This is a genomic window from Bariatricus sp. HCP28S3_A4 (assembly GCF_052066395.1).
In the GTDB taxonomy this organism is placed as follows: domain Bacteria; phylum Bacillota; class Clostridia; order Lachnospirales; family Lachnospiraceae; genus Allocoprococcus.
The window spans coordinates 1-19357 of the sequence record NZ_JBQHSE010000034.1 but is presented as its reverse complement, the minus strand read 5'-3'; the positions used below and the strand labels follow the sequence as shown (position 1 = coordinate 19357).

Annotated in this window: 18 protein-coding genes and 3 pseudogenes; 5 read left to right on the top strand and 16 right to left on the bottom strand. The window is 40.7% G+C overall.

From position 1 onward, the window contains the following. Window positions 1-174 precede the first annotated feature (174 nt). The 12 genes and pseudogenes from ACTNBF_RS14105 to ACTNBF_RS14050 form a co-directional block, all read right to left on the bottom strand. Window positions 175-1371 (bottom strand): tyrosine-type recombinase/integrase, encoded by a 1197-nt coding sequence (locus tag ACTNBF_RS14105; protein WP_441089502.1) that lies wholly within the window; start codon window positions 1369-1371, stop codon window positions 175-177. Between the two features lie 133 nt (window positions 1372-1504). Beyond that, the gene (locus tag ACTNBF_RS14100) at window positions 1505-1699 is read right to left on the bottom strand and encodes an excisionase (RefSeq protein ID WP_269763622.1); all 195 of its coding nucleotides are present in this window, start codon (window positions 1697-1699) and stop codon (window positions 1505-1507) included. 55 nt (window positions 1700-1754) lie between these two features. Continuing rightward, window positions 1755-3647 carry an AAA family ATPase gene (locus ACTNBF_RS14095; RefSeq protein WP_441089501.1) on the bottom strand — a complete coding sequence of 631 codons (1893 nt, stop codon included), beginning with the start codon at window positions 3645-3647 and terminating at the stop codon, window positions 1755-1757. Between the two features lie 15 nt (window positions 3648-3662). Then, entirely contained in the window at window positions 3663-5165 is a 1503-nt protein-coding gene (gene mobQ / locus ACTNBF_RS14090; RefSeq protein ID WP_441089500.1) for a MobQ family relaxase, read from the bottom strand. Further along, window positions 5165-5467 (bottom strand): DUF3847 domain-containing protein, encoded by a 303-nt coding sequence (locus ACTNBF_RS14085; RefSeq protein WP_441089499.1) that lies wholly within the window; start codon window positions 5465-5467, stop codon window positions 5165-5167. The genes mobQ and ACTNBF_RS14085 overlap by 1 nt, the downstream gene beginning before the upstream one ends. A 338-nt stretch (window positions 5468-5805) precedes the next feature. Then, window positions 5806-6339 carry a GNAT family acetyltransferase gene (locus ACTNBF_RS14080; RefSeq protein ID WP_441089498.1) on the bottom strand — a complete coding sequence of 178 codons (534 nt, stop codon included), beginning with the start codon at window positions 6337-6339 and terminating at the stop codon, window positions 5806-5808. Continuing rightward, the gene (locus tag ACTNBF_RS14075) at window positions 6336-7454 is read right to left on the bottom strand and encodes an AAA family ATPase (RefSeq protein ID WP_441089497.1); all 1119 of its coding nucleotides are present in this window, start codon (window positions 7452-7454) and stop codon (window positions 6336-6338) included. Before ACTNBF_RS14075 ends, ACTNBF_RS14080 begins: the two co-directional genes overlap by 4 nt. Before the next feature lie 675 nt (window positions 7455-8129). Continuing rightward, a complete protein-coding gene (locus tag ACTNBF_RS14070) occupies window positions 8130-8534 on the bottom strand; it encodes a DMP19 family protein (RefSeq protein WP_441089496.1) in 405 nt (134 codons plus the stop codon). 93 nt (window positions 8535-8627) lie between these two features. Further along, a pseudogene (locus tag ACTNBF_RS14065) lies at window positions 8628-8699 on the bottom strand (SpoIVB peptidase S55 domain-containing protein); the annotation flags it as partial. A 266-nt stretch (window positions 8700-8965) separates the two neighbouring features. Continuing rightward, window positions 8966-10423 (bottom strand): hypothetical protein, encoded by a 1458-nt coding sequence (locus ACTNBF_RS14060; protein WP_441089495.1) that lies wholly within the window; start codon window positions 10421-10423, stop codon window positions 8966-8968. Between the two features lie 47 nt (window positions 10424-10470). Further along, the gene (locus tag ACTNBF_RS14055) at window positions 10471-11085 is read right to left on the bottom strand and encodes a hypothetical protein (protein ID WP_441089494.1); all 615 of its coding nucleotides are present in this window, start codon (window positions 11083-11085) and stop codon (window positions 10471-10473) included. An 86-nt stretch (window positions 11086-11171) separates the two neighbouring features. After that, a pseudogene (locus ACTNBF_RS14050) lies at window positions 11172-11294 on the bottom strand (SpoIVB peptidase S55 domain-containing protein); the annotation flags it as partial. 87 nt (window positions 11295-11381) lie between these two features. On the opposite strand from ACTNBF_RS14050, the gene ACTNBF_RS14045 reads away from it, so the two are divergent. After that, entirely contained in the window at window positions 11382-11702 is a 321-nt protein-coding gene (locus tag ACTNBF_RS14045; protein WP_441089493.1) for a hypothetical protein, read from the top strand. 43 nt (window positions 11703-11745) lie between these two features. Here the strand turns inward: ACTNBF_RS14045 and ACTNBF_RS14040 are convergent. The 4 genes and pseudogenes from ACTNBF_RS14040 to ACTNBF_RS14025 all read right to left on the bottom strand — a co-directional run. Further along, window positions 11746-11868 (bottom strand): annotated as a pseudogene (locus ACTNBF_RS14040) (SpoIVB peptidase S55 domain-containing protein); the annotation flags it as partial. Window positions 11869-11963: 95 nt separating this feature from the next. After that, window positions 11964-12911, bottom strand: coding sequence for a hypothetical protein (locus ACTNBF_RS14035; RefSeq protein ID WP_441089492.1), 948 nt, complete (start codon window positions 12909-12911; stop codon window positions 11964-11966). Next, a complete protein-coding gene (locus ACTNBF_RS14030) occupies window positions 12904-14658 on the bottom strand; it encodes a hypothetical protein (protein WP_441089491.1) in 1755 nt (584 codons plus the stop codon). The genes ACTNBF_RS14035 and ACTNBF_RS14030 overlap by 8 nt, the downstream gene beginning before the upstream one ends. A gap of 83 nt (window positions 14659-14741) precedes the next feature. After that, on the bottom strand, window positions 14742-14981 hold the full coding sequence (locus tag ACTNBF_RS14025; RefSeq protein WP_441089490.1) for a hypothetical protein: 240 nt from the start codon (window positions 14979-14981) through the stop codon (window positions 14742-14744). Window positions 14982-15150: 169 nt separating this feature from the next. Here ACTNBF_RS14025 and ACTNBF_RS14020 point away from each other — a divergent pair, with 169 nt between their 5' ends. The 4 genes from ACTNBF_RS14020 (at window position 15151) to ACTNBF_RS14005 (ending at window position 19195) form a co-directional block, all read left to right on the top strand. Further along, window positions 15151-15585 carry a hypothetical protein gene (locus tag ACTNBF_RS14020; RefSeq protein WP_441089489.1) on the top strand — a complete coding sequence of 145 codons (435 nt, stop codon included), beginning with the start codon at window positions 15151-15153 and terminating at the stop codon, window positions 15583-15585. A 290-nt stretch (window positions 15586-15875) separates the two neighbouring features. Next, window positions 15876-16745 (top strand): tyrosine-type recombinase/integrase, encoded by an 870-nt coding sequence (locus ACTNBF_RS14015; protein WP_441024464.1) that lies wholly within the window; start codon window positions 15876-15878, stop codon window positions 16743-16745. Then, a complete protein-coding gene (locus tag ACTNBF_RS14010; RefSeq protein ID WP_441089488.1) occupies window positions 16738-17907 on the top strand; it encodes an IS91 family transposase in 1170 nt (389 codons plus the stop codon). Before ACTNBF_RS14015 ends, ACTNBF_RS14010 begins: the two co-directional genes overlap by 8 nt. A 403-nt stretch (window positions 17908-18310) precedes the next feature. Next, on the top strand, window positions 18311-19195 hold the full coding sequence (locus ACTNBF_RS14005) for a tyrosine-type recombinase/integrase (RefSeq protein WP_441089487.1): 885 nt from the start codon (window positions 18311-18313) through the stop codon (window positions 19193-19195). Window positions 19196-19357: the final 162 nt, after the last annotated feature.

Sequence of the window (19357 nt, the reverse complement as noted above, 5' to 3'; positions counted from 1 at the left end):
TTTCACCTCTTTATAAGTGTTTATAAGTCTATTTTTTGTATAACTTGCACAATAAAATCAAGTCATTGGCGACGTAAAACTACGTCACTCTACATAGGTTTTTAAGCAATTGGCGTACTAAATGGGGTACCACAGCATGGATTTTTGCCCCATTCGTACTGCCTGTATATGCTTTTACCCGAATCTTCTCAAGTTTTCCTGCTTTGTCTGTCCACCGCTGAAAGCTACAATCTGTGCCATGGATTCTTCGGCTTTCTCATAGCTGTTATGGGTGTAAACATTCAAAGTGACGCTGGCATCGGAATGCCCCATCAGATACTGCAGGCTTTTCAGATCCATGCCTGCGTTTGCCATGTTTGTACAAAATGTGTGTCGGAATACATGAGGTGTGATACGTGGAAGTGGAATGATATTTTCTTCATTGTACTTCTCGCACAGCCTCTGCACTACTTTCTGGACGTGCATGGCTACCTTTGGATTGCCATTCTTGTCCAGTAAAATAAATCCGGCGTATCCGTCTATCATGACTTCTTTTTTCTGTTTCTTTCGGTTGGAAAGAATGTTGTAGAAGCTCTCATAGACTTCATCGCTCATTGGTATGTAGCGACAGCCACATTCCGTTTTTGTTTTCTCAATATAGCGTTTTCCATCCTGTGTTCTGACCAACTGATGATCCACACGAATTCTTCTGCGGTCAAAATCCAGATCTGCAATGGTCAGTCCGCAAAGCTCACTGATTCGCATTCCTGTTCCAAGCAGTATCTTGATTTCATCCAGATATCTGCAGAAGTGTTTGTCATTCTTGGTAAACTCAAGAAACTGCTCCTGCTGCTTTGGGGACAGTGCAACTCTTTTCTGTGTATTGTTTGGGATAATATCCAGACGGAACTCAAAAGGATTTCTGCGGATAATATCCTCGGTATAAGCCATCTGAAAGGCCGGTTTTACCACACCACGGATACTTGCAATGGTGCTGTAGGAATAACCGTCATCATAAAGCTTGATAAACCACAGCTTTGCATCTGACATTTTTATGTCACGAATAATTCTCTGACCGAAAGCTTCTTTCTTTACAACACTCATCACAAACTTGTAGCCTGTGGTTGTGTTGTAGCGGACACCACGCTTCAGGCTGATATAACGCTCCAGCAACTGAATAACCGTAATCTCGCCTCCGGCATAGTCGATTCCTTCGTGACGCATCAGCTTGATTTCATCTTCTTTCTGACGAAGCTTCATCAAATCCATGTCATAAATGGAACGACGCTTTTTATTGGCATCTGTATAACGGAATTCATACATTCCGTTTTTTCTTTGGCTCTCTCCTGTACGTAAAATACGTCCTTTGTTATCTCTTCTTTTTTCAGACATATTCAATCTCCTTTCTGATATGAAAAGAGCCCTGATATGACGTACATGCAACGAACGAACCGACTTCGCCGCATTCCTATTTTATCATATCAAGGCTCTCTTTTCTATGGGAATCTTCACATGTTAATGGTGATTAAAGTGAGTAACACTGTTCAGTGAACTTATCCAGCTGTTTTCTTTTAATCAGTCGCTTTGTTCCAACCCACAGCACAAAATCACATCTGTCGTTGTTTGTGATTTCTCTTAATTTATTGATACCGATACCGGAATAAGCAGCTGCTTCTTCCAATGTGAGATTAGTTTTTTCCCAGATAGGAACTTCTTTCATATTCTAAAACCTCCTGTATTTCAACAATGAACTGGCAAAGTGGCAAACATTTTATCTATAGGCGGTTTGCCGTTTCGTCCTGCCGTTTCAGCCAGATCCACCAATCTTTGCCTCGTCTTTCACTCTCCAATTTGTTTTTCATAGAATTTCTTACCATGCGTACAGTCCTCTCAGATATTCCACGCTCGATGGCTTCTTTGTTGATTTCTGCTACTGAAGCTTCTCTACCGTCAGAGAGGAACTCATAAATCAGCTTTACTGCCTGTTCCTGTTTCAGCTCGGCTTTTGTCCCCTCACCACCTGCAAGTAAATCTTCTGCAGAAATATCATAAGCGCCAATCCAGCGGAAACCTTTCTGGTCGCCCAGAGAAAAGGCCAATGCCTGTCCTGGTGGAGCCAGGGAGCTTTTCTCGTGAACAATCACACGTGTAGTTGGGTCATCTTTGACTTTACCAACAAATAAAATGCTTCGTACAACTGCGGCAATATCGATGGAACCAAGTCCACGGTAGGTGCTTTGTGTGCCGGATGCTTTATTCAAGTGACCAATCATTACGATGGCACAGCCTGTGGATTGAGCAATGTCTGCCAACTTGCGAAAGATCGGTCTTACTTCATTGGCTCTGTTCATATCCACATTTGCTCCAAGAAATGCCTGTAGAGGGTCGATTACCATGAGCTTTGCATTGTTTTCTCTGATGGCCTTTTCAATGCGGTCGTCTGCAAGTGAAAGTGGATTATCCGAATCATCAATGACCAATACTCGTTTCAAATCAGAACCGGATGAAAGTAATCGTGGTTTTACTGTGTCGCCCAACCCGTCCTCTGCAGTCTGAAAAATCATATTGAACGGTTCAAAAGGTTCCATATCTGGCAGGAACTTTTGATTGGTACAGGCCGCCGCCAGCTGCATTGCGAAAAAAGTTTTTCCTTCTCCGGGATTTCCCTGCACTATTGTCAGCTTTCCAAACGGAATATACGGATACCAGAGCCAATCCACCTCTGTCTGCTCCACATCGTTCATGCAGATCATAGGAACGGATTTGGGAGTTTCCTTTGGTTTTCTGATTCCGATTGTCACATGGTCACCGGAGGATATTCCGTTTCTGTCGTTGATAAGTTCTTCATTCCAGTCCTTTGCATGTGGAAGGAATCTGTAGACAGAGATGTCCTTTGGAATCAGTTCTGCCAATTTTTCTGCAGCATGGTTACCTGCTTCGTCATTGTCTGTGGCAATGAAAACACTCTCAATGTCTTTGTGTTCAGAAAGAAAACGCTCCAAGGCTTTCGGTGAAACACCGCCTAAGGAAAGATAACTATGTTCTTCCCAACCTGCCGTAAATAAAGCAATGTGTGACAGCAAATCAATCGGTGCTTCAAACACATACAGCTCGGTACCTTTTCCTCTGTAACAGAATCCATAAGATTTATCCGAACCAGTCACATCCATACGGAACTTATCTGCGGTTCTTCTGCAGTGAGCATATCGAGGGATACCATTTGCATCTGTTCCTACAAACACAACATTGTGATGTTTGGAATCCTCGTAAATCAAGCCGTCTGCAATAAATCGCTCTATTAACTCCTGCGGAAGTTTTCTTTCTTCCGTCAGGTACTTCATAATTTTTGTATTAGATTCACAGCGAGGCGGAAGGTGAAATTCTGTCTTTGGTGTAGGTTCTGTGACACACTCTACTGCTTCTTCTCCAATCAGCATCTGCATCGCTTCCGGAAATGTCTTATCGAAAAAATCCATTACAAAGTCCACCGGATAGCCACCTTTGTTCTGACTGTGACGAAACCATTTGTTGCCTTTCACAGTCAGGCTATCGTATCGTTCCCAGCGGTACTCGTGACCGCTTTTGATTAGTTTCTCTCCCTTCGAGCGAAGGAACTGTTCCAAGTTCACCTGATTCGCTCTGTCAATTTGTTCTTGTGTATAACTCATTGTTCCACCTCCTGATTACAATATGGTTTCTGTTTCTTTTGTTTTATCGTAACGCTGCATTTCGGAACAGGTTTCACGCATCGCTTTGTCTACATCACCCTTGATCTGATACAACAAAGTCAGATCTTTTTGAAGAAGTTTATATTCCTGATATTCAGTTTCTCGCTGTGCAGACAGTTCAGAAAATTCTCTCTGCCATGCTTTCAGCGGAAACGTCTCTTTTTCAAACCCCTTTTCTTTCAGTTTGCGCTTTACCATGTAGAACTGGCGAAGCTCGCCTTCATGTTCTGCCTTGTATTTCTCCTTGGCTTTGGTAAAACGGTATTTTTCTTTCTTCATTTCATCCAAGACCGGCTTCAATTCGGTGTAGGTCTTTGCATCCTCCATCAGCTGCTGAAGTTCTTTCAATCGTATCTGTTTTTGGTTCATGGAAGTTTTTCTGGCTTCCACTTTTTCGCTGGCAGAAGAAAGATACTTTTCAAAATCGCTAAGTGTCAGAACCCCTCGCTGTTTCATGTAATTGCACTCATCCATGAAACGCTTCAGGTTGTTTTTCTTCGCTTTGGTTTTCCCTCTGGAATAGGTCATCGCCGTCTGATTACGCAAGGTATGGGCATCGCTGAGCAACTGTGCCAGATAAATCTCTTGCGGTTCTTTCAGAATTTCTTTTGCTTCCTGAATCCACTCTTTCAACGCCGCAATGGTAGCTCGCATACTGCGAATCATACGATTGGTAGCTTTGATCCAACGGTTCAACTCACCCTTTTCGGTACGAATACCTTTCTTCTCCATTTTGCGAACATGGGGGCCTTCATGGACAGTTGGAATCAAATCCAGTCCCTGATCTACATAAGAACGATGGTCGATGCGGTAGTCCAGACCTTTTTCTTCAAATCTGGCATTTACCATATCTGCCCAGGCTTCACGCCACATATCCAGCGTTTCCGGTCTGCCCCAATTTGTAGTTGGAACAGCATCGAACTCCCACCCGCCATTTTCCTTTTTGATGCGGTTGCCATCCTCATCCAGATGATATACTCGATGCTGCTTGGCTCCCCATGTTCCATCATCGTTCAGCGGACGAATTGGCACCAACACATGAAAATGTGGATTGGGGATGCCGCCTTCTTCTCGGTCTGGTTGATGTACCGCAAGATCGCAAATCATGCCATCAGAGACAAAGTATTTCTGGACAAATTCTCTTGCCAGTTCCATGTTCTCCTCTAAGGAAAATTCATTTTGCAGAGCCATGTCGAAACTGTAAGCAAGCTGTGCTTTGTAATGCTTCTCAATCTGCTCCACTTCATTCCATAGCGTTGATCTGTCCGAAAATCTTTTTGGTGCGTGTTCCGGCAGAATGATTTCTGCCAGAATCACACCGCCCTTCTTAGTGTAATCGTGGGTTTCACCATCCCAGAGATTATGCAGTTTTTCACCGGCACGATAGGCAGCACTGGCAACAGCCGTGCGACCTTCGCTTCGCTTAATCTGATCCACATGGAAGTGATATAGCGCCATCAGCTATCACCTCCCGGCTCATGGTTCTGCATGGCTGCATCAACCAGTTCCTGCACCGCAGGAAGCGCAAAGACCTGTTCCATCAGAGTGTAGAACTCTACCTTTGTCAAAGAATCTGCTTCTTTTGAAATGCTCTGGATTGCACCACCCATATTGCAAAGGTGGTGGGTACGCTGGCGGTCAGCTTTCCTTTCCAGATGCTGCTTGCGATTCTGTAAAAGCTTAATTTTGTTTTCGTACTGCTGGACTTTCAGCTCAGCTTCTTCTTTTTCTTTTAAAATGGATTCTCTTTTACTTTCCATTTTCGTTATCCTCCTGTGTGTATTCATCCTTGCAAAATGCAAGGTATGTAAAATGAGATAGGCGTCAGCCGCAAGAGTTATCTCTTGACCGGAATGCAATTCCGCAATATGTGAATGTGTTCAGACACAGGAGCATCTACCTTCGGAGAACGCACATACCGTAATGGAATAACCGGTATAGAAGTGCGCCCTTAGTTCCTAAGGGAAATTAGCTTGTTTTGGCTTTCGAGAAAATTGTAATTGTTTCTACAGTAAAGTTTTATTGCCTCATTGGTAGAGTACAAAAAAAAAGCACCCAACCGTTAAGTTGAATGCTTTCGCTCAATCAATATTCATTTTTATTTCAGCAAATCCGCCAGATAAAGTTCATCTCTCTGATGCTTGCCTTTCAGCTGCTTATATCGTTTAATCGTATCTACCAGTAAATCAATTCGGTCACCGTAATACTCACGATAAAAAGCAGTGCTGTTATCATAACGGGTTCTATTGTAAACCACATTTTCTTTACTGAAAGATTTTGGACTTTTCTTGGATTTCTCCTTTTCAAAGTCAGCAGTCATGCCTTCAGAAATGATCAGCAACATTTCTAATTCCGGTTTGGTACAGTATTTTTCGATGCCTTTAATCTTCCCTTTATATTCTTTTGGAATCTTTAGTTCATCATTTAGTTTGTCACCGATTCTCAAGACCTGAACATCTCCATGATACAGATTCAGTGCAGCCTTTACAGTAGGGTTACTTGCAATCTGTCTTGCATGATAAGGAACCAAGTTCAGCAAATCATCTTCTGTGAAAATCAGTTTATTGTGTTCCAACAACATTCGGATAATTTCAAGTTCATTCGGACCTTCACACATAATCAGATACTTCATCTCATCAGCTCCTTCTTCAATGCCATGAGATCTTCGTAGTTCACAGAAGTATCAAAGGCGTTGTTGTAAAACTGACGGCTCTTCAAAAGCTCCGGTCTGATGTTGTATGTTTCATACATATTGTCCAGACGAATCTTGTTATCTGATTTTGCAATCCAAATGTTATCCTGACGATTAAACAAATCCAAAACTTCGCAGTAATGGGTTGTAAATATAAGTGTTGCAGATTTCTTATTCACAGTCTTATCTTTGAATAAGCTAATCATATTTTCAACCAATGTTTTATGGAAGTGATTTTCCACTTCATCAATCAGCAAATCAAAGCCATTTTCCAGCGCTGCAACTACAAAAACATAAAGCAGAACACCTTTTGTTGTACCACTGGAAAGCATATAAACCAATTCCGAATCCGAAAGTTCTTTCACTCGATCCTGATAGGTGAGTTTATAATGTTTCTCATCCATCATTTCCAGGCTCTGAATCTTATCATCAAAAATCTTGATAACTTTCGTCAGAACTTCTTTTGATATTTTATAAGTTTTCATTGCTCTGAACATCAGACGATAAGTGTCTGCGCCCTCGCCGTCACAGTTAAAGTAGACCGCACGGGTAGCTTTCTTTTTCAGAACAAAGAATATAATGGATGTATCTTCCGGAAGCTCGCCCAAATCACCAATTTCCTCAAATCCATCGTCAGAATAAATATCTTTTACTTTGGATTTATAGTATTTTTTCTTGTAGATATGCTGCTCTGTAAAATTAGCTTTGCTTCCTAAATTCGGATCAGCTTTCAAAACTGTATTGTACTTGTAAATAGAATCCTCATGATAGAAAATGATTTCTAATTTCACATTATCGTAATTATAATGTTTATCTTCTAAACGGAACTCACTGAGAATGGAATAGCTGCACTCCATCAACTCAATCGCAGATGTTTTACCGGAAGCATTCTTACCAACAAATGAAATGGTATTGAAAACATACAAATCCTCTGCAATCTCCTGCAGCTCATATTCTTTATCTTCGCTTGTCTTTTTAGATTTTGCCACGAGATCAATCGTAAAATCATTGCAGCAATTTTTATAGTTTGATGCACGAACCCTTAACAGCTTCATAAAATACACCTTCCTTTACTACTATCTATTAGTATTATAACATAAAAACGGATTAAAACAATATTTTTGTTCTAATCCGTTTCAAAATTTTGTTTTCACTCAATCAATTGCGTTTTAACTTCCCAAAAGTTAAATTGAAATATTTTGAGTTAAATTGATTATATGTGCTTTTAATTCAAATTATGCGTGAAAACACGCATAATTTCGGTCGTAAATTTTTACGATTGCTCGAATTTCAATCGTAAAATGGGCGCACTTGTCCCTACAACACTCCCAAGGTCGTCCATCCGCCATACAATATCCATTCCCTATTTTTGTGCAAATGCACACTTTTAGGGAATGGAATTTGATTTATCTTCATTTCTGGAAAGGATTTTTGCAACTTGTAACAGTTTTCCGTTCCAAAGATATCACCACTTTCGAAACTTTAAAAATTTTTCATTTTTGAAAGTGATGGATTTTGCCTTAATCAAATGAACATAAACTCCAAACCATACAATTAGGAGCCGGCCGTTGTTTCCTTATAAGGCGCTGCGTAACATCTTTGTGCTCTGTGGATTGCTGTTGTATTATTGGTGATCCGCACACGAGTGATTGTCATTAGGGACAACAGTTTTAGGCACAAAACAGCCATGCATGGAAAATGCATGGCTGCTATGTAACACAAGTCTCGGCTTATATCTCTATTCTGGTCGCATATTCTTTCAACATCTGATTGATTTCTTCTTCATTATCATAGAACACATTATCACATTGTTCCATAGTTTCTTCGGCATATTCATCGTCCTCTTTTTCTTCTAAGAGCAAATATGCTTGATATGCCTTTTGTAAATTCTGTTTCAGTTTCTCAGACAAGATGCTTTCCAACACTGACACATCTTTTTGTATATGACTGGTATTTTCAATATTGGTAAAATATTGATCATGTCCGCCGTTGTTGATCTCACCTTGATATGTCATCAATTCTGCATAAGGTGACTCTGCATTTCCTTCGACCCAAAGTTCCCACATCTTATTCCATTTCTTTTGGTCTTCGGTTAATTCAACTTCCTTTTTTTTAAAAGCATCAAATAATCCCATCTTACCCATTCCTTTGCCAAATCATCTTATTTGGATATATTATAGCATGTACAACTGCAAAATGACAGGGGCATACCGCCCCTGTCAAATCATTTATCCTGCCGCATCCAGCATATTTTCGATAAAAATACCATACCCTCTCGTCGGGTCATTCACCAATACGTGGGTTTAACGATGATGCCAACCCAAGGCCCCTTTGTGTAAAGGGGGCTGTCAGCGGAGCTGACTGGGGGATTGTCAAATATCGACACTTTTCAATCCCTCCGTCACGGCTCCGCCGTGCCACCTCCCTTTGCCAAAAGGAAGGCTTTTATCCCGCCACCTCGGGCAATTCTTTGCATACGCAAAGAACCCAGTCAATTATACTTTACCGAACCAATTTAACACACAACAAAAATTGAAGGCTGCCCTCTTGAAGATCACCAGCTGCTTTATTGATTGGCAGTATTATCATAATATAATTTTCTTCCCAGATGGACACAACCGGACACGCCAAATTTCTTATTTTGGGGAAATTTCCGATAATCGATATAAGGCGTGCCACAATGGGGACAGCAGAAGGAATTGTAATAGCGGAAGGTTTTTCCGTCGGTCTGATACGTCCAGGTGTCTATATCGATTGCTGGTGACGAAATCGAGCAACAGTCCAAACCGTCGTCAGAATAGGCCACATCACATTGCCCCATGTAAAGGGAATAGGCGTGGAAGCAGAAAGATTTTCCACAATCCGGGCAGATGCCCACCATCCGGATATTGCTGGGCGTGGTATATCCCACGTATTTCAGCGCTTTCATGGGAAGATCCTGCCCTCGGTTCATTTCCTGACGAACTTTGGCATTTTTTCCGCCGCAGACCAGAAAAAATCCTTCCATCCGGTATCCAATATCCTGTATCATCATTTTACGTTCCTCCGGAGTGTCGGAGATAAAGCCGTCGATCTGCGCCACAGGAACGGAAGGATTTCCTTGCATTCCCATTCGGATGCTGATCAGGAAATACTTTCCGGTGAAATCCTCATCATTTTCCGTTTGCAGACGGTATTCCCGGGTCTTTACACCGTCCTCGTACAAGGTAATGACAGGCTCCTTTTCTGTCAGGGGCATAGCGCCACGCAGTTCATACTGCCCCGCCAGAGGGTTGCATTTCAGCCATTCCAACAGCATCGCAGATTTCACGTAGATCCCAGTACCCTCCAGCTTTGACGGCACGAGGTACTTTCTTGCGTAACCGCCGTAGCGGGTTAGCAGTGCATTATGGATATAGTCCCGGAAATTCCGGATGTTTTCCGTATACTTCGGCTTCAGTGCACTGGAATAATAGTTCAGCACCGCCCATGCGTTCAAAAGCTGGTCAAAATCTGCATTTTCGACCTTTTTCCTGAGAAAATCCGGGTTTATTATGGGAAGGGAAGCGTCAACTGTCAGCATTACCGATACGGCATTGACCTGAATACGTTTGACCTTCTCCTCCTCCGGCATCCCATCTGGGAATTTCCAGAAGTTAGCTGTATTCAACCTTGTCACAGTTGTATCCATAACGGAATCCAACACATCCAGCAGGGCAATATGGGCTTCCGCAGTATCCAGTTTTTCCGGCAGACCCTTCTTCGGCAACACCGCCAGCTTCTGACGGTCGGCATCGCTAAAGGAAAACGTGCCCAGGTTCAGCTTCTTCGTGGGAATGGGCTTCTCAGGTACCTTTTCTGTGGACTTCTGAGGCTGGTTAGCCTGATCTGATGTCTTTGCAGGTGACTCCATCGGCTGACTGGGCGGAGTCGGTGCCTTCTCGGAGGCCGCAATGGATTTTCCAAGCTTCATGGCATCTTTGGTTCCAAAACTGCGGCGAATCATCGTCTCCACATATTTTCTCAATGCTGATTCATCATCCACAGTAGTAAAAAGGCGCAATTGATTTGTTTGATTGATCCAGACGATTTTTACGGGGCGAGCAGCACCTTGCTCATTCCCGCAATGGAAAGCATTCCTTGTTCCGCAACCAGTTCGGGGGTTTGCGTGCATTTTCTTCCGTGGCCGATATAGGACTGAGTCACAGATCTTTCTGCTGCGCCCATTGTTCCGGCTATGACCTCAGAGATATGTTCCAGATCTGCCCCGGACAGATAGTCCGCCCATGCCTTCATCATATCCCAGCCGTAGCCTCTGGCGTTCAGTATTACATCATATTGCTGCCAGTGACCATCCGGCGTCACAATGTGCCGCATTCCTGAGATGAACGTGACATCATCAAGATATTCATTGCATCCATTCTCCTGCCTGGGAATTGATAGTATTTCTACCGGATCAGCAATCTTTTTTTGGCCACCGTTCTTTAACCGGATTCCCAGCCAGAGAATCGCAAAAAAACCAACCGCCATCACAAGGGATATCGCAAAAAAACTCAGTCGCTCTCCAAAGGAATCGATCTCCAGCCCGCCAAACAACGCAGCAAAAGCACAAATTCCCGCGCTTCCACCCCATAGTCCACCCTGCACGATCAAAAACCATCCGAAGATTGACCGAAGAACGTGGGTGCATTTATTTCTAAATTCCATATTTATCCTCCGAAATATGAAAAACTAAATTTAATTTAACACATCGCATAGAAAAATGCCAGAGGCAAAATACCTCTGACACTGTTTTATTCTGCCGCATCCAGCATATTTTCAATGAAAATCCCATACCCTCTCGTTGGATCATTCACAAGAACGTGCGTCACAGCACCTACCAGCTTGCCATTCTGCAAAATCGGACTCCCTGACACGAGTGATTGTCATTAGGGACAACATTACGCTTGAAATCAGCGCCATTTTACATTATGATAATTTCATCATACAAAGGAGGATTTCTTATGTTTTCGTTTGGAAAGAAAGAAATGGACACTACCGCAGCAAATCAATTTTGGAAATGGTTTTCTGAAAATGAGCAGTGGATTATTAATAATATTAACACCAATGGTATGGATGTTGTATGGGCTGTCGATGCTCAAATTAAACCTGTATTTCCTTATTTTAAAAAAGAACTCGAATTCCAATTAGGTTACAATAATGGCGTTGGTGAATTTTTCTTTTTCCACTTTGGTAACAGAAACTTGATTTCTGATGCGCAAAAACTCAAAGAACTTATGCCCGAATCACTTCGCAAGAACTGGACATTTATTACAGAAAAATAAAGTGAATGCCCTTGGTAAAACTATGGATACCAAGGGCATTTTTCTATCCCGCTGCTTCCAGCATGTTTTCAATGAAAATCCCATAGCCGGTGGTGGGGTCATTGACCAAAACATGGGTCACTGCGCCTACCAATTTCCCGTCCTGAATGATCGGACTGCCGCTCACGAGTGATTGTCATTATGGACAACAGTTTTGGAGTATAAAACAGCCATACAGGTTGCAATGCACGATTGTTATGTAGATTTTACATAATATCCCTATTAATCAATTCTCAACAAAGAATATTCATTTGTAGGATATTTATATCCAATTAGAGTTGTTGTTGACATATCTTCACGTGAAAAGTGAATAGTCACCCGTTTTGCTAACATATAAGATACTTTGCCTTCAAAAAAGTATCTAAATAAAAACATGTGATTTGTTGGATATATCAAATCTGTTTTTATTATTATAGGATGTATACTTTTATCTCTATGTATTTCTTTGATTTTTATTATATGAGACTCAGGAATATCAAATAGTTCAAAGAAAAATCCTTGAAGTATTCCACTTCTTGACAAAAACTGAACAAACTTAATGTTTTCAATTTGATAGGCAATTTGTCTTTGTTTTGTACTAAGGGAATTCATCACTTTTCGTGTATTTTTATTATATGGATGTAAATGTTCAAATTCTGCTGTCTGAGCTTCATATTCCCCAACAAAAGACATTTCCTTTTTCAAAATCTCCATTTTATTAGGATCACTTATCCAGCTTAAAACTCCACTACGTAGTACTGCAGTAGAAAGTTCATTGGAACATTGTTGAATTTTTAATGATACATTTTCTATTTTAATCTGCGGATAGTCATTTGTTTTGGTTAAAAGTTGTCCAACATAATCCTCTAATACTTCCCCATATTTCTTTGATAAGCCAAGAATCTCTTTATAATTAGGCTTTACCGTAACGAACGTTCTTATCTCCGAAGCCATTCTTTTCACAAAATCATCTTCATTTTTAAGATTCTGAATCAAAATCTGATCAACTACATCAAAAGCATATAGTCCATATTGCCTCAATTTAGAAGATATGAGTTTTACATACTCCAATGCCCACGGATTGCTTTTTTCATTTTCTATCTGTGAGAAAAAAACGGCTATATCATTTAATTCACTATGTTCTCTCAATAATTTTCCCAACCTGATAGATGAACTAATTATATCAATCATTTTCCCCTCCATTACTAACGTCTATAATTCTATAAATAATAACTTTTGAAAAAAGATGGAATAGTTCATTCAATTCTTGTTTAGTAATAGGCGCAGAAATTTTTTTATTATGTATCAATCTCTGTCTATTCTGTTTTAATTTGTTAAACAACGCCCAATCTCTACTTTCAAAAGTTATAGGAAGACGCTCAATTAAAGCTTCCAACTTACTCTGTAGGCTTGAATTTCCTTCAAATGAAGATTTTATCACACCACTGATTCGTTCCCTTAATTCTTCATTCTTGATTTTGCTAACGACCCTTCTAATTTCTTCAATCGAAACATCATACTCAGCTCCATAAGTTAAATGTAGTTCTTGACTCAATAATTTCCCTTTCTCACCGGTAACCAAAAACTCCAAACAATTATAAAGAGATATAACTTTCTCTTTATAATTTTCTGTTTTTAGTGATGCATTCAGCCAAACAATAGCCTGTAACAAATCCTCTGCCTTCTTGTTTTTATCCTTACTTTTATCTAAGTAGAAAAAATCTTCCAAAACATTGTCTTTATTGAGAAGATTTGAAAACTCCTCATCTACAATAATAGGTTGAGTAATAAGGCTGTTTTTTCGATTTAGCATAGCATACTGCTGAGCACTTACAACATCTTCAACATAAAAATGTTCATCAACCGTAAGAGAAGAACTTAACATTTTGAACTCCCATGATCTATACGTATCTTTAGTGTTGTAAAATTCCCGTGGTGAATCATCCAATAATATTATTTGCAAAAGTGTAATAGCTTTATCAACCACCTTTATTGCCTCTTCTGCAGCCATTCTTAAAGACTCATTTACAATTGCAATTTGTGCATAACAATAATCACTTTGCCCAAGCGCTGTTGTATATTCTTTTTCTCTATCGGTGTCAATTCCACTTTCATTAGAAAATGTAACCAAACCAAATCTAACATCTGTTCTAATTTTAAGTCCATGTATCGAAAACAGAAAAAAGAATCTTCTTTTTCCAGTGTTTAATGATTTATCTTCAATCCTCATTTCTATCGGATTATCCCTATCTTTGTTCAACGAATATTCCATTACTTGCATCGTCCATAGTAAATTACCAGTTATTTTCATACCATTCAGATGAGAATTCTTCATGAAAAATTCATGTTCAGAAACTAAATCAAGAACAATGTTATCCATATCAGGATAGGCTTTTAGACACATAAGTTCTTTAAATACGATTTCTCCAGCTGCTGAAACGAAAAACTCTTTATCATACTTATCCAGTTTTTGTTTATTCTCGTTATTAATAGTAACTTGAAGCCTCGTGCCCATATTGGTAATACAGGCATTCACATTTGCAAGTGGAATCATTGAATTTAATAAAAACTCAGTCTTTTTACAAGGTACAGTTCTCTCGGTCGTTCTTACAATATAGTTACCAATCTTGTAATAGTTCTTATCTTGATTCAAATTAGAAAGCAAAGCTTTGATTTTTTCATTATCAATTTTTTCAGAAGCAGGACCTGTTATGTCAATCTCGGAAAGCATAGTCAAAACCTTTGATGCTATTTCCATAGTTGGAAATGTTTGATAATCATCCATCATTATTGTAAAAAAGTTCTGAAATTTAAAGAATACCGCATGATAATAGTTTTCACCGTATCCTAAAATAATGTCCGCATATTTGAAACCCTGTTTTCCATTAATACTCAGTCCACCAGTTGTATATAAATGCTCATCTTTGATAAAAGCCATATTTGACACCTACATCCTTTGCTTAGATTGTTAAATTAATTATAGCATAATCCGTTATTATTCATAGATAAAAACATCGTATATTACTCTTTCCTGTTTATCTCTGATTTTAACAAATTAACCAAATAATCTTCCCTCATACGGTATGCTTCATAATCCATCACATAGATTTCATCTACACCATTACGGAGCACAGGAAATACCTTGCCCACTTCGCTTTCGCAGACTCTTACGATTTCTGCTGGATTATTGAATGTTCTAATTAGGATCGGTTTTGCTACCAGTTCCATATCTCTGTGGACATTAATCAATGGATTATCCATAACTTTTGTATATGACGCTCCATTAGAACCAACTGCACGGAAAAACTGAACCACTTTGACGGTGAAATAGAACCACCTTGTCGGGTGGCTGTGCCAATCGGTAATCCAACTCCTATAATGGTAAATGGCGCATGTTCGTGCGACTATCATTTATAGGAGGTCGATAATCATGGTTAATTATCGAGAAATCCTGAGACTTCATAGTCTCAACTACTCACAGCGGGAGATCGCTGCAAGCGTACACAGTTCCCGCAGTACGATCCAGGAGGTATTGAATCTGGCATCGGCACTCAAGATCAGCTGGCCACTATCTCCAGAAACAACAAATGCCGTCCTGGAATCTCTCCTCTATCCAGAGCGTAAAAACAAGGGAAAGGACCGAATGATGCCCGATTTTCCGAAAATCCATCGTGAACTAGCCCGAAAAGGAGTGACTCTTTCACTGCTCTGGACGGAGTACGCTGCCGAAGCTCAGGCTGCTGGCAAAAAGTTTTATATGTCCACCCAGTTTGGTGATCTTTATCGTGCATGGGCAAGAATCAGCAAAGCGACTATGCGTATCCAGCGCAAACCCGGCGAGACTCTGGAGGTTGACTGGTTATGACATTCTACTCATAACCAGTCTTGAACAAAATCGCTGCGCGATGGCCTGCCAAGGCTGTGGCGCAGTTTTTACTTTGAAATATAAAAAGCAGTGGTAGCCAAGTCCTAAAAGTAGTATTGTTAAATCACCACAAAATAACAATCAAACAGGATCGACACCACCACTGCCATGAACAGATTAACATATATTATCATTTTAGACAAGTGTTTTTACGATGCCCATGCGCCTCCAAATATAAGGATAAGGACTTCTTGACGGAAAATTCTTTTACTATATTGGAGGACATTTCGATGAATGAAAAATACCTTTTTAAATTACTGCAGGATATGCAGTTAAAAAATTTTACATCAAATACATGTGAAGACTATTATCGTTTTGTGAAAAGATTTCTTGATTTCACTAATAAGGATGCCATGTCCATTACCTACGCTGATATTCGGAAATTTATATTCTACATGAAAGATCATGAGAACAAAAAAGCTTCCACAATTAATGTCTATACTGCAGCGATCCGTTTCTTCTTTGAATACACTCTTGGATATGTGTGGGATTCCAAAAAAATACCAAAAATGAAACGCGACAGGCAGCTCCCTATAATCCTTACCCGGGAACAGGTAAACCTACTTATTGATTCTATGGATAACTATAAGCACAAGGCCATCACTGCAACGATGTATTCCTCCGGTCTTCGGGTCAGTGAAGTCTGCCATCTGCGCTATGAAGATATCCGCAGGAAACAGATGATGATACATGTTCCATTGTCAAAGAACCGACAGGACCGCTATACCATATTAAGTGACAGGAACCTGGAAATCCTTACAGAATACTGGTACCGTTTTAACCGCCCGATGGGATGGCTGTTTCCAAGCACAGTAAGGGATGAGCCGCTTACCAGTTCAACCGTTCAACTATTCATAAAAAATCATGCACGGAAACTCGGGCTTCCGGAAGGGGTAACACCGCATACAATGAGGCATTGCTTTGCCTGCCACGCACTTGAAGACGGAGTCAGCCATACATTTATCCAACAACTGTTAGGCCACCGCAGCCCGAATTCCACGGATGTGTATCTGCAGATGACATCCAAAGCACTTATGGGTATCCGGAGTCCCTTTGATACTTTTGAAAAAAAGGATGGGGAGGGCAGCCGTGATGAATGATAATCCTACCATGCAGGATGTCCTCCGGCATTTCTATCCGAAATATCTGGACTCTTACACACCCACTGCAAGTCAGGCAAAAACCGTACATCATATCCTGAACTGCAAGACTGGTGCATATGGAGCCAATATCTCTGAATGTGACACATGCGGACATATCCAGTACCATAACAATTCCTGCCGTGACAGATCCTGTCCGATGTGCCAGGCGTTAGCGAATGAATTATGGGTTGATGCACAGAATGAACATGTATTGGACATTGATTATTACCACCTTGTCTTTACCTGTCCAAGTGAGTTGAACCCATTGATCTACTGTAATCAGAAAGAGTTGTATTCTCTCTTTTTTCATGCTGTGGCAGAAACCATCCAGGAGCTTTCAGAAGACCCTTCCCATATGGGAGGCACCCCCGGATTTATCAGCATTATGCATACGTGGGCATCCAATCTTTCTTACCACCCGCACATTCATGTGTTATCAACCTGCGGCGGGTTGGACACAGACCGTAACTGGCACCAGAAAGAGGATGGCTATTTTCTGCCCGGGAAAGCAATGGCAAAGCTTTTTAAGGGAAAATTCCTGTCCGGGCTGAAACAGCTGCATGATAATGGAAAACTTTCTTATGAAGGTGATGCCCAAAAATACCGTAACCAGTATGAATACCAGGAATTGCTGGATACGTGCTATAAAAAAGACTGGGTTACAGATATCAGGGAATCCTTTGCCGGAGCAGAAACTGTGATGAATTACCTGGGGCGTTACACCCATCGGATTGCAATCAGCAACAGCCGCATTCTCCATATGGATGAAAATACGGTAACCATCCGGGTAAAGGATTATAAATGTGGAGGTAAATGGAAGGAGTTAACCCTGGAAGGTACCGAATTCATCCGCCGTTTCCTGATGCATGTTCCTCCGAAAGGATTTGTCAGGATACGTCACTATGGGCTCCTGAGCAACCATAATAAACGAAAACTGATTCCCATCTGCAGAAATCTGATCGGCTGCCGTGAATTTCTGAGACGGTTCAGGAAGGAAGATAAAGTACATGCGATCAAGATACTGTACAAAAAGGATGTCACAGTATGTCCGTGTTGTGGAGGAAACGTATCATATAAGGTGTATTCCAGATATATGACACACCGAAAAAACAGTGCCTAAACCAAACTCAAAACGAATACCGTACTTACAAAACTGGGGTAAGGGGAATTTCTGCCCAAAATCAAAAAAATACCTGGATTTTCGAGATCGTCTTCTCCATAGACAGTTCTGCTTATCCAAAAAATAATGACAGAATGTGAGATATTGAATCCCCATATACCGGACGCGACTTTGTTCAATTCGGAAAAACCAAAAGTGTGCTGAATAAGGGGGCACCGACAGTTGCCCTCTTATTCAACCCACCTTTGGTTCTTTCCTTAAAAATAATGAGAAGAGAAAAGTTATGAGAAGAGATGGCTGTAATTCACGATTTTTAATCTGTTTTTCTATATTCTCTTCTCATAACTTTAAAACAAATATACCTGCTATACTAAATGTACTTGGCAAATGAAAGGAGGAAATTATGAATAGCGCTAAGTACATCGAAATATTTAAAAATGGACAAAAAGAAGGAATCAAGGATGTGACTGTAAAACGAAAACTCCAGACCGTAAGAAAATTCCTAAGTTATCTTGAAGATGCTCAGACAGATCTGCCAAACATTGATAGAAAGAATGTTTATGAGTTTGTGAACAGTCTGAATTACAGATCGCAAACCATCAGCGGGGTTCAGTTTACTCTCAGACAATTCTTTAACATCATGTATGAACAAGGGATGGCGTCTTTTGATGGATACCAACTGTTTCCAATGATTACTACTGACAAAAGAGATTCTATTCTATCCTACTATTCACCAGAAGAGATTAAAATTCTGATTGAAAGTATTGACACTGCAAAAAAATGTGGCATCAGAGACAAATGTATGATTCTTATCGCTGCGGAATGCGGTCTGAGAGCAAGTGATATCATATGGCTGAGATTTGATGAAATCAACTGGGACAAAAAACTCATCAGCAAAACCCAACAAAAAACAGGTATTCATGTGAATGTCCCATTTACGGAACAGGTACTGTTTCTCCTTCTGGATTATCTGAAGAATCACAGGCCTGATGTGAGCTCGGAATACATCTTTATAAATACTACCACTAGCTCTGCTTTTACTTCAGCCAAGATACTCACCCAGATTGTTTATAAAAATTTTGAGAAGGCAGGCATCGAACGGAGAGGTCGGAAACGTGGTGCCCATACATTAAGGCATTCCCTGGCGACTACGATGCTCGCGAATAATACTCCTGTACCCGTCATTACCGGGGTATTAGGACATGCCAGCTCTAGGACAACACAGAAATATCTTTCCATTGACGTAGACGGACTCAGGGAAGTTTCGGTAGTGTCAAGTAATCTATGAAAAACTGGGCCGAAAAAAACAGGCTCAAACGAACCTTGAAAATTGCAAATTTATAAGACGGAAGGCCCTCCGGGGGCTCAGGGCGCTGCCCTAAGAACCTGCAAGGGACCAGTCCCTTGACCCGATTCCGGGCTCTGCCCGGACCTGTCCTCGCCGGAAGGC